The organism is Zoogloea sp., assembly GCF_028693495.1.
Classification (GTDB): domain Bacteria; phylum Pseudomonadota; class Gammaproteobacteria; order Burkholderiales; family Rhodocyclaceae; genus Zoogloea.
Genome location: NZ_JAQUVG010000117.1, coordinates 1 through 10,153, shown reverse-complemented (window position 1 = coordinate 10,153; position 10,153 = coordinate 1). Strand labels below are relative to the sequence as shown.

Here is a 10,153-nt window from a genome sequence, read left to right as displayed (position 1 = left end):
GAACAGCGTGGGCGGTATGCAGTTTCAGGGCGGCGATGCGCTCGGCGCTGGCGAAAGCGGTGTTGGCCAGGGTCAGCAGGGTTTCAACGTGGGCTTTGGTGGCGGCAACGATTTGCTCGGGGGTGGTCATGACAATCTCCTTGAGTGAATGGGTGAAATGCATTCGTGAGTTTGCAATGCCCCGGTTTGGTGCGTTGCAATATGGTCCCCATTATATTCGGCGCAAGAACACTGTCAACATTTTTGTTGCGTTGCACAAAACGTTCTTTTTGTTGAAAAGTTGTTGAAAGAAAAGCCATCTTTGCGTGCCATGAGAGGGGCTGCAAATTTCGTGGGGTGCACTGCAGAATACGCCGTGGATCCGCCTTGCATTCCGGCGTTGAGGTGCGGAAAAAAGGCCGCGGGGTTCGCGGCCTTGCAGAGGGGGGCAGGTTGGGTGGCCATCAGGGAGCGGGGGGGGCTTCCTTTTTCTTGGGTTGAAGGGTGACCTGAACCCGCCCTTGCTGGCTGGGGATGGTCGTTGCATTGGGGCCGTTGGTCACGAGGTAGGTTTCTGTCAGTCCATTGAACTGGATGTACTGGCCGCGGACCTCGTCATCGCCACTCCTGACCCGGGCGCGCTGGAAAAATTGGGAAAGCTCGCTGCGCGCATCGTGTTCGATGCGCTCGCCTTCCCCTTCCACCCATTCGTTCTTGCCTTCACGCTTCTGGCGGAAGCGCGCCAGGCCCCCTTCACCTCCGGTGGCGATACCCCGCTGGTAGCCTTCCAGATCCTGGCTTACGATCAGCTTGTCACTGCGTATGGTGAGAGTGCCCTGGGTGAGCTGGACCCGTCCCTGAAAGATGTGAATCTTGTTCTTGTCGTCTACCGTGACCTTGTCAGCCTCGATATTGACGGGTTTGTTGCGATCGGCCCGCTCAGCCTGGGCGGGGGAGGCGCCGCCCAGCGTCAGGCTGAGGATGGCTGCGGAGAGGAAGAGCCGGGAGACGGATTTCATGGTTTCGGCGTCGGGGTGTTTCGGTAAAGGGTGCCTCGGACCCGGCCTTGAAGGTGAATCTCACCAGCCAGGTTGTTGCTGTCCATGTGCTCTGCCGTGACCAGGGTACGACCCTGGGTCAAGGTCACCGGGCGATCGGTACGCATTCTCTCTTCGTCGGGCCAGACGGTCATCTCCTCGGTGTGCAGGGTGGACTCGGGTTTGCCGTTGGCTGCGGCCCTGCGTACCAGCACATTGTCGGTCAGAACCACGATCTGGCCATCTTTGCTGACGGTCGCAAAGTCTGCTTCCAGTCGCACGGGCTCCGGACGGTTCAGGTAGTCGAGGCGAGGGCGGGTGAGTTCGGTGGATTCATCGTCCGCGTAGTGGACCAGATTGTCCGCCACGACGATGTACTGGGTCTTGCCCCGGATGTCGTAGCGGCGGAGGGTGACGCCGTCGGCTGTAGCGTCAGGTTCGTGGAGTGTCTTGTCCACCCGGGCGAGTGTCTCCTGGCGGGTGACGCGGTCAAGCCATACGCTGACCCCGGCCAGGAGGGTCACCACGATGAGTGGGAAGAGGCTGTGGCCCCGTGGGGTCATCAGATCACCTTGGCCAGCATCAGATCGTGGTGATTGAGGGCGCCCACCAGCCGGCCTCCTTCATCGGTAACCAGCAACTGACTGATGCGAAGGCGCTCCATCATTTCGGCTGCTTCGACGGCCAGGGCTCGCGCCTGGATGGTGCGTGGGCCAAGGCTCATCACTTCGGCCACCCCGGCGCTGCTGAAGTTGCAGCCGCTGGCCAGGGAGCGGCGCAGGTCGCCGTCGGTGTAGATGCCGACGATCCGGTCATCGGAGCCCACAATGGCGGTCATGCCCATGCCGGCGCGGGTCATTTCCATCAGGGCATCCGCGAGAAGCGCATGTTCGGCAACCCGGGGGATGGCACTGCCAGTGCGCATCACGTCCTCCACGTGGGTCAGCAGACGCCGCCCGAGAGCGCCGCCCGGATGGGAGCGGGCGAAGTCGTCGGCGCCAAAGCCGCGGGCATCCAGCAGGGCCACGGCGAGGGCATCGGTCAGGGCCAGGCTCGCGGTGGTGCTGGCTGTAGGCGCCAGGTTCAAGGGGCACGCCTCTTCCTTGACCGCAGCGTCAAGATGCACATCGGCTTCCTGGGCCAGGGGGGATGAGGTGTTTCCCGTGATGGCGATGAGCCTGGCCCCTTGACGCTTGATCAGTGGAACGATCTTGAGCAGCTCCTCGCCCGAACCGGAGTAGGACAGGGCGATGAGGACGTCACTGGAGGTGATCATGCCCAGATCGCCGTGAGCGGCTTCCGCTGCATGAACAAAGTAGGCAGGCGTACCTGTGCTGGCAAGGGTCGCCGCAAATTTTCGTCCGATGTGGCCGGATTTGCCAACCCCTGACACGATGACTCGCCCGGGCGAAGCAAGGATCAGATCGACGGCTCGCACCAGGCTGCCGTCCAGACGATCGGACAGGGCCTGTATGGCTTCGGCCTCGATCGTCAGGACGCGGCGGGCGAGTTCGAGAACACGGGCGGCAACAGCAGGTCTGGGGGCCGGGCTCATGAGCTGGATGAGTATAATCAGGCAACAGAGTATATCAGAACGACTAATCGGCCCGTCCGCGCCCATCCTGCCCCCTCATGGTCAATACCCTCGAACTGGTTCTCATCCTTCTCGCTGGTGCGGTGTTCGTGGTGGGGATTTTCCGATCCATGAACCTGCCGCCGGTGCTTGGTTACCTGATGGTCGGGGCGGCCGTGGGGCCTCATGCACTGAATCTGATGCCGGATACGGGTGGCGCCCGTTATCTGGCCGAGTTTGGTGTGGTCTTTCTGATGTTTACCATCGGCCTGGAATTTTCTTTGCCGCGTCTCTACAGCATGAAGCGGATCGTATTCGGGCTGGGGGCCGTGCAGGTGCTCGCCACGACCTTCGCCGTCATGGTGATCGGCGCCTTGGCGGGGCTCGGCTGGGGGGCAAGCTTCGCGCTCGGGGGGACCCTGGCGATGTCATCCACGGCAATCCTCTCCAAGCTGCTGTCAGACCGGCTCGAACTGGACTCCAAGCATGGGCGGGAAACCATCGGTGTCCTGTTGTTCCAGGATCTGGCCGTGGTCCCGCTGCTTATCCTGATCCCGGCCTTGTCCCGACCGGCTGATGAGCTGATGGGGACTCTGGGTGTGGCCGCCCTGAAAGCGGTCGTCATGCTGTCTCTGGTGCTGTTTCTTGGTCAGAAGCTGATGCGTCGCTGGTTCTTCCATGTGGCTCGTCAGCGTTCAGCCGAGTTCTTCATGCTGAACGTGCTGTTCATCACCCTGGGGCTGGCCTGGCTGACGGAAATTGTCGGTCTGTCCCTGGCACTGGGAGCCTTCCTGGCCGGGATGCTGATTTCGGAGACGGAATACCGCTATCACGTGGAAGAGGATATCAAGCCCTTCCGGGATGTGTTGCTGGGCTTGTTCTTCGTGACGGTGGGCATGTTCCTTGACGTGGGACTGATCATCGTGAACTTTCCTGCAGTGCTTGGTATCTTGCTCGCCCTTCTGGTGGGGAAGTTCATCATTGTTGGAGGTGCGTCCCGGCTGCTGGGAAGCCCTCAGGGTACTGCGGCCCGGACTGGCCTGTGGCTGTGCGCGGGTGGAGAGTTCGGTTTCGTCCTGCTGAGCCAGGTGGATCAGGCCCGCTTGTTGCCGCCGGCCTTGTCCCAGGTGGTGGTCGCCGCTCTGGTGCTGTCCATGCTGCTGGCTCCGTTGATCGTCCAGTACAGCGAGAAGATCGTGCTTCGTCTTGTTCCCTCCGAGTGGATGAGCCGTTCGCTCCAGCTGACAACCATTGCGACCCAGTCCATGTTTGTGGACAAGCACGCAATCCTGTGTGGTTTTGGTCGCAACGGTCAGTATCTGGGGCGTTTACTGGAGCAGGAGGGGATCACTTACATTGCTCTTGATCTTGATCCGGAGCGGGTTCGGGAGGCTGCCGCCGCTGGGGAAACCGTGGTTTTCGGTGACGCGGCGAAGCGCGAGACGCTCATTGCTGCGGGGATTGCGCGTGCCTCCGTGGTGGTGGTGACCTACGCGGATACGGAAGCAGCCTTGCGGGCCATCAGCCAGGTGCGGGCGTGCCGGCCAGACGTCCCTGTCGTGGTGCGGACCGCTGATGAAATCGATCTGGAGCGCTTGCAGCAGGCGGGAGCCGCAGAGGTTGTGCCGGAAGCGGTGGAGTCTTCCCTGATGCTGGCGTCCCATGCCCTGGCCCTTCTTGGAGTTCCCTTGCCACGCATTCTCAAGCGGATACGTGAGGTGCGCGCGGAGCGCTACCATTTGCTGAGGGGAATTTACCGGGGAGGCGAGCATATCCATGAGGAGGCGCTTGAAGAGCGCCAGCAAACCCGCCTCCACTCGATCGTTCTGGCGGCGGGGGCCCATGGCATTGGGTTCAGTCTGGAAGAGCTCCATCTGGGGGAAACCGGTGTCGAGGTCAGTGCCCTGCGGCGTCAGCGGGTGCGAGTCGTGGACCCCCAGCAGGATACCCGCCTGGAACTGGATGATGTGCTGGTCCTGCTGGGGACTCCGTCTCAGCTGACGCTTGCCGAGGCCCGCCTTTTGAAGGGCTTCTGATGCCTGGCCGGTCTAGAATATGGCGCAGACCGTGTAAAGGCCTGCATCGTTCAGTTCGCCCGGGGTGATCGGGGTCCCACTGGAGACGCTGTTGGCGAGCAGGCGTACGCTGCCGCTGGCCGGAAGGCCGTCATCCATTGCAATGTCGATCTGGCGTGCGAAGCTGCCGTTCAGATTGTCCTGGCAGACAAAGAAGCTGCCCGCCCAGCCCGCCACAGGACTGACACCGGTGATGCCGATCCGCCCCCCGGCGGCGTTGCGTGGCAGCCAGTCGGCCAGTACCACGTCTGATGCTCCCGGGTTGCGACTGTCTCCATTGGCCAGGTTGGCCAGCCGCACATGCTGCCAGAGAAGCACCGATTCATCCGTCGGGGTGGTGGAGTTCCAGGCCCCTTCAATGCGCCCATTGCCGGCGGTTCCCCCGGTGGAGGCCCGGATGGCTCCGGCGAGCCGGCCGGGGGCGCCGGGATCGTCACCCGGCATGGCCCTGAAGCGGTCCTGATAGCCGAACACGTAAGTGGAGCTTGAACGAAAGTCGCTCACCATGCTTTTGACCTTGGCGCTGTTGATCAGCTCCTGTCCTTTCAGGACGCCTCCCAGCAGCAGTCCGATGATGACCAGAACGACTGCGATCTCCACCAGCGTGAAGCCCTGTTGTTGCTTTTTCATGATGCCTTCCTCCTGTCGTTGAAGTGCCAGTTTATGTTAATAGCATATACGGAGGCATGGGCCGAATTGTTGGCGGAGGGCTGGGGTTTGCGTCCCGGAATGCGCAAGGCATCCTGCTCAGGGGAGGTGGCCTGTGCCGATCAGGCGGTGGGCAAGGAGGTTGGGAGAGAGCCAGCTGACCCGGTCATCAAAGGTACTTCCAGGAGCTTCGGGGTTCTCGGAGGGGGTGCGGCTGTAGAACAGCGTTCCGCTGGCAGCAGCGTTGTGGGCTTCGTCGCTGCCAGCGGTGGCGGCAAGACGCCGCTGGCCCTCCCGGCTGGTGGCACCGAGACCATTGGCCCCATGGGACAGGATGACAAGAGGGGTCATTCCACCCTGGGTGGTGAGGCTTTGTTCGCTACCGTCCAGGCTGCGGGTGCGGACTTCCAGCTGGCCGTCGATCATGTTGGTGAGGTTGCCCTGGAGCATTTCGCTGAGCTGGCGGGTATAGCGCTCGGTGATGGCGTAGTGCAGGCGGTTGTCCCAGCCGTCGGTACCTGCGATCCCCAGGGTGGTCCAGGGGATTAACCCGCGGGTCTTGTTGCAGGTGCTGCTGCCTCTGTCTTCACTGCCGTCGTTGGGGCCACGCGCCGGGCAGGGGAAGCGTCCATGGCGCAGGGCATAGCCCACCAGTGCATCCCGTGTTTCTGCCAGGGCGTCGTCCGTGGCGCGTTCGGCGCGACGGGCCAGATGGCCTGACAGACCGACGGTAAGACCGCTGGCGAGCAGGGTGAGAATCAGCAGTACAACGGCCATCTCCACCAGGGTGAAAGCTTCCTGGCGGGTAGCAGTGGGGTATGTTTTCCGCATGGCCGGGTCAGGGCAGGCAAAGCGCCACGTCCGTGGTGCTGTGAGGGGGAGAGAGCAGGATCCGCTCCGGAAGTCCGGTCAGCTCGCCCGCGGTCAGCGCTGCCAGGGTGGGGGCTTCCAGATACTGTTCGATGGCCTGGCTGTCTGCGCTGCCATCCCGTCGCTGGGGGCGTGTGCCACCAAGGGGCTCACCGGCAAAGAGCAGTGCTCCGCGACAGCGCCGGTTACCGCCTGCCAGACAGTCCCGTCCATTGATGCAGCGGGCGTAGCGCATCATCGGCAGCCAGTTACCGGTGGCGTCCCGCAGATCTTCCTGGCGGCAGGTTCCGCGCAGGCTGTCAGCCGCAGGCAGGCGGCCGAGCTGGACTGGCCCGTGGCGGGCGTTGCCGACCGGGGGCGGCAGGTTGGTGGCATCAAGGCAGGCGGCGACAGCTTCGAACACCCGCTGCAGATGACGGGTGTAACTGGGGCGAAGCTTCAGGCGTGTGTAGATGTCGCCGGTCGTGATCGTGGCAACCCGGTCGTTGTTGCGGTCTGATGGTGGTTGTACCTCGATGACGTCCGTAGCATGGGTGGACGCAAGAGTCTCCAGGTAGTGCTCCAGTTGGCGGGCTTCCGGGTCACCGCCGCAGCGTCCTGGGCCAGGGCTGCGTTGTTGCTCACCGTTGGGGCGTCCGGGGGCAATCACCACGGCAACGGCAAGTCCGTCTTGATCTCCACGCAAGGCGCGGGGCTGGCGATTCTCGTCAAGGAGTCGAAAACGGCCTTTGCTGTCCCAATTGACAGCGGCCGCCTTGGGGTTGTTTTTCATGCTGCCGGCGACGGCATACCAGAGACATTCACCTCCTCCATCCCTCAGGTCGGGCAGATTGAGGGTGAGGTAGGGTAGTCGTCCAACGCTGGTGTGTCCTTGCCTGCCGCAGGTTTCAGAAGAGCCATCTCCGTTCAGGTCGGGGCAGGGCAGATATCCAAAATCGGCATTCGGGTGTTCGCTGTTGCGATAGTTGGCGGCGAACCCCAGCAGGGCTTCCCGGGCGATCTGCAGCGCCTGGGCGCTACGTCGTTCCGCGTCAAGTGCTCGCGCAGCCCTTTGGGCGGGTCCATCCTGGCTGGCCAGCAGCCAGCCAAAGCTGCCCAGCGCGAGGAGAATCACGATGGCCGGCAGAATCATGCCTGTCTGATGCCGGTGGGGTGTCATCAGGGGGGGGTGAGTGGTTCACCGACCTGCAGCAGGTGGCCTCGGCCATCGGGGCCCGGGACCCAGGCCTTGCCGTCCTTCCGGATGACCTGTCCAGGGGACGGTTGGGTGGCTTCACCGTTCAGGAAGATGGTGGGAACTCCGCTGCTGCGGATCAGTATGCCGTCCAGACGGGGCGGTGGGTGTATCCGGGCCCGGGCCTGGCGGTCCATGTGGGCCCTTTCGTCCACCGAGTGGAACAGACGGCCCAGGTCATCGGCTGCCGCAGGGGCTGCGAGCATGGATGGGAGGAGGGCACCGAGGAGGGTTGATATCGACTTTGATGTCATGTCGATACCAATTTAGCATAATCTTGTTCTGGTGATGGTCGGGAGTCGGGGTGTCTGGAGGGTTTTGATTTATTGTTTTGTCATTGGGCTGCGAGCACCCTGTTCTTACCCGAGCGCTTGGCGATGTACATCGCCTTGTCTGCCCGGTCGATAGCGCATTCCGGTGTTTCGTCATGCTGGAGTGCGGCGACGCCCGCGCTGAAGGTGATCAGGAGCTTTTGCTGACGAGCGAGGAAAAACCGCTTGGTCAGGGCTCGCTGCAGCCGGGTGAGCGTGGCAATCCCGGATTCAAGATCCGTGTCTGGCAGCAGGATGACGAACTCTTCTCCACCGTAACGGGCCACGGAGTCCTGCGGGCGCAGGTTCTCCCGCACAACTTCGACCAGGTGCTGCAGGGCTTCGTCGCCGGTTTGGTGGCCGTGCTGGTCGTTGATCTGCTTGAAGTTGTCCACATCGAGCAGGCCAAGACACAGGGGTGTTCCCCGGCGGCGGGCCTGGGCCGCTTCCCGGGCCAGTGCTTCATCCAGCCCCTTGCGGTTGAGTACGCCAGTCAGGGGGTCATGGCGGATCAGTTCGCTGGTCTGCGCCAATTCCTGCTGCAGGCGGGATATCTCGCCATTGGCGCTGTCCACACGGCTGCGAAGCTCCTCGAGCTCCTGCCTCGAGCGTAGGGTGGAGTCCTGGACAGTGCGGGTTTCCCGCATCACTTCAGCAATCACTTCGGTCAGTTCGGAGATGTCCCTGGCGTCCTCAATCCGTTCGGCGCACTGGCTGATCTTGTCATGGTATTCCTCGGTGGCTTCCGAGAACTCCCCGAGCCGGTCCACAAAGCGGACGAGCATGTCCTTCAGGCGCGTCTGGGCTTCACAGAGCTCGCCTTTCAAGGTTTCCTGGCGGAGGATGACGTCTCTCAGCCGGCTTTCAAGTTCGCCAAGGAGCCTTACATCCAGTGGGTGCTCGAGTACCTCCTCCATCAGCGTGATCTGTCCGTGGAGCCAGCGATCGTCCACGACAAGCTTGCTGATGTTGTCGAGAATGAGCTGGAGCACCCGGGTCAGTGCGGCCCGTAGGGCATTCTGGTCTTCGTAAGTCCACTCAATGGCCCGACGAAATGCATCGAAGCGTTGGCGCAGAAGATCGGTCGTCGACGGGGCGACGTCCCGCAGCATGTGGGCAAGTTGTCGAGCCTCCCTGGCCAGTGGCACGTCTTCCGGCTGCAACTGGGTGGCGAGACTGTCCAGGAGTGCGGTCAGCAGGTCCAGGAGCGGGTCGGGGGAGGAGGGCGTTTCGGATGCTGGTGCATCTATGGCGACCTGGTTGTCTGCGCTGCTGCTGAAGTCCTCGCTCTGGTCATTCCGGGACCAGGCGCGCAGCAGGCCCTGCAGGCGTTCGAACAGCTTGTCCGGTTTTCCGCCAGAGGCAGACAGGACGCGCTCGAGCATCTCCCGTTTGCGTGCCTGGGTCAGGCCTGCCTGACGCCGGTCCCATTCGACGACGAAGTCCTTCAGCAGGTTACCCCAGTGAAGTTCAAGCGCGGGGGGGCGCTGAAAGGCTTCCACGACCGTATTGCGGATGGCCGACCATTCGGCCCGGGACACCGCCAGTTCGAACTCGCGCGCGAGGCGGATGGAGTCCTGGTTATCCCGGGGAAGGGCTGCTGCAATAAGTTTGAGCGCGCGCTCAGGGAAAATGTCTTCAGCCACCGAGCCAGCAATCTCGTGGTAGAGCGCCCGGTAATTGTCCGGAGTCGGGGTAATGCGGCGCAGTGCCAGTTGCCGGAGGGTTTCCCTGGCCACGTCCGAGGGTTGGCTGGTATCGGTCATCTTCTTTATGTGGCGCGGAGGTTTCAAGCGTTGCATGGTCCGTCTATGTGCCTGTCTGCGCAGGCGGTAGGCCCATCCCGGTGATCGTTGATGAACGGGGGAATTGTAACGGCTTTATCCCGACTGGTTGAAGGCTGCGCCGGATCTGTGCCCCTCCGTTTTCACGCTCAGGCTGAGTGTCTCCGCGATTTCGGCGGCGGTCTTCCCGATCTGAGAGTTTCGCATGGATCGGTCGTTCGCTATTCACTCCACTTCCCGGAGGGGAAGGTCAAGTTCATCCATCGTGCTTGCCCTGCCCGTCGGAAATGAAGCAGCAGGACGTCGTCTCCCGCGTCCTCACGTTGAAGGGGATGGGCATGTCGACAACTGGGCTGCGGGAATGAGCCGGTTTGTTTATAATCCGTTCCCAGCTTGAGCCTGCACCGCAGTAAAAGGTGGTGCGGGGGTTGATCTTGCGTCCTCGCAGGTGAATTTCCCCTCAATCCGGGCCCCCTTAGTTAAGTGGTATAACAGTTGACTTGTAATCATCAGTTGGCGGTTCGATTCCGTCAGGGGGCACCACTTAAATTTCAGCTCGTTTCAAGCAAGCTGTAAAACGCTGAAAAATCAGAGCGCGCGCGGGTTGCGCCATCAAAGTTTTGACGCTCAGTTGAAACATTT

Annotated in this window: 9 protein-coding genes, 1 tRNA gene and 1 pseudogene; 2 read left to right on the top strand and 9 right to left on the bottom strand. The window is 62.2% G+C overall.

Translation table 11 applies throughout. From position 1 onward, the window contains the following. From PHD22_RS15125 to PHD22_RS15110, 4 genes and pseudogenes are all read right to left on the bottom strand, one after another. Nucleotides 1-130, bottom strand: a pseudogene (locus tag PHD22_RS15125) (phasin family protein); the annotation flags it as partial. A 313-nt stretch (nucleotides 131-443) separates the two neighbouring features. Beyond that, nucleotides 444-998 (bottom strand): lipopolysaccharide transport periplasmic protein LptA, encoded by a 555-nt coding sequence (lptA, locus tag PHD22_RS15120; RefSeq protein ID WP_299868674.1) that lies wholly within the window; start codon nucleotides 996-998, stop codon nucleotides 444-446. Continuing rightward, nucleotides 995-1,579: an LPS export ABC transporter periplasmic protein LptC gene (lptC, locus tag PHD22_RS15115; RefSeq protein WP_299868671.1), complete on the bottom strand. Its 585-nt coding sequence runs from the start codon at nucleotides 1,577-1,579 to the stop codon at nucleotides 995-997. The genes lptA and lptC overlap by 4 nt, the downstream gene beginning before the upstream one ends. Beyond that, the gene (locus PHD22_RS15110; protein WP_299868668.1) at nucleotides 1,579-2,571 is read right to left on the bottom strand and encodes a KpsF/GutQ family sugar-phosphate isomerase; all 993 of its coding nucleotides are present in this window, start codon (nucleotides 2,569-2,571) and stop codon (nucleotides 1,579-1,581) included. Before PHD22_RS15110 ends, lptC begins: the two co-directional genes overlap by 1 nt. A 77-nt stretch (nucleotides 2,572-2,648) precedes the next feature. Between PHD22_RS15110 and PHD22_RS15105 the strand changes: the two genes are divergently transcribed. After that, a complete protein-coding gene (locus PHD22_RS15105) occupies nucleotides 2,649-4,625 on the top strand; it encodes a cation:proton antiporter (RefSeq protein ID WP_299868665.1) in 1,977 nt (658 codons plus the stop codon). A 12-nt stretch (nucleotides 4,626-4,637) separates the two neighbouring features. Here the strand turns inward: PHD22_RS15105 and PHD22_RS15100 are convergent, their stop codons facing one another. From PHD22_RS15100 to PHD22_RS15080, 5 genes are all read right to left on the bottom strand, one after another. Next, nucleotides 4,638-5,294 (bottom strand): prepilin-type N-terminal cleavage/methylation domain-containing protein, encoded by a 657-nt coding sequence (locus PHD22_RS15100; protein WP_299868662.1) that lies wholly within the window; start codon nucleotides 5,292-5,294, stop codon nucleotides 4,638-4,640. Between the two features lie 117 nt (nucleotides 5,295-5,411). Next, entirely contained in the window at nucleotides 5,412-6,143 is a 732-nt protein-coding gene (locus tag PHD22_RS15095) for a type II secretion system protein (protein WP_299868659.1), read from the bottom strand. Nucleotides 6,144-6,150: 7 nt separating this feature from the next. Continuing rightward, nucleotides 6,151-7,314, bottom strand: a complete 1,164-nt coding sequence (locus tag PHD22_RS15090) for a hypothetical protein (RefSeq protein ID WP_299868656.1) — start codon at nucleotides 7,312-7,314, stop codon at nucleotides 6,151-6,153. 26 nt (nucleotides 7,315-7,340) lie between these two features. Beyond that, complete coding sequence (locus tag PHD22_RS15085) at nucleotides 7,341-7,622, bottom strand: hypothetical protein (protein ID WP_299868653.1); 282 nt, start codon at nucleotides 7,620-7,622, stop codon at nucleotides 7,341-7,343. 128 nt (nucleotides 7,623-7,750) lie between these two features. Next, a complete protein-coding gene (locus tag PHD22_RS15080; protein ID WP_299868649.1) occupies nucleotides 7,751-9,493 on the bottom strand; it encodes a GGDEF domain-containing protein in 1,743 nt (580 codons plus the stop codon). 487 nt (nucleotides 9,494-9,980) lie between these two features. Here PHD22_RS15080 and PHD22_RS15075 point away from each other — a divergent pair. After that, a tRNA-Thr gene (locus PHD22_RS15075) sits at nucleotides 9,981-10,054 on the top strand. The last annotated feature ends 99 nt before the right edge of the window (nucleotides 10,055-10,153 follow it).

Bases quoted from the DNA above. Each gene is read 5' to 3' on its own strand.
- lptA (WP_299868674.1), bottom strand. From the start codon at position 998: ATGAAATCCGTCTCCCGGCTCTTCCTCTCCGCAGCCATCCTCAGCCTG.
- lptC (WP_299868671.1), bottom strand. From the start codon at position 1,579: ATGACCCCACGGGGCCACAGCCTCTTCCCACTCATCGTGGTGACCCTC.
- PHD22_RS15110 (WP_299868668.1), bottom strand. From the start codon at position 2,571: ATGAGCCCGGCCCCCAGACCTGCTGTTGCCGCCCGTGTTCTCGAACTC.
- PHD22_RS15105 (WP_299868665.1), top strand. From the start codon at position 2,649: ATGGTCAATACCCTCGAACTGGTTCTCATCCTTCTCGCTGGTGCGGTG.
- PHD22_RS15100 (WP_299868662.1), bottom strand. From the start codon at position 5,294: ATGAAAAAGCAACAACAGGGCTTCACGCTGGTGGAGATCGCAGTCGTT.
- PHD22_RS15095 (WP_299868659.1), bottom strand. From the start codon at position 6,143: ATGCGGAAAACATACCCCACTGCTACCCGCCAGGAAGCTTTCACCCTG.
- PHD22_RS15090 (WP_299868656.1), bottom strand. From the start codon at position 7,314: ATGATTCTGCCGGCCATCGTGATTCTCCTCGCGCTGGGCAGCTTTGGC.
- PHD22_RS15085 (WP_299868653.1), bottom strand. From the start codon at position 7,622: ATGCTCGCAGCCCCTGCGGCAGCCGATGACCTGGGCCGTCTGTTCCAC.
- PHD22_RS15080 (WP_299868649.1), bottom strand. From the start codon at position 9,493: ATGACCGATACCAGCCAACCCTCGGACGTGGCCAGGGAAACCCTCCGG.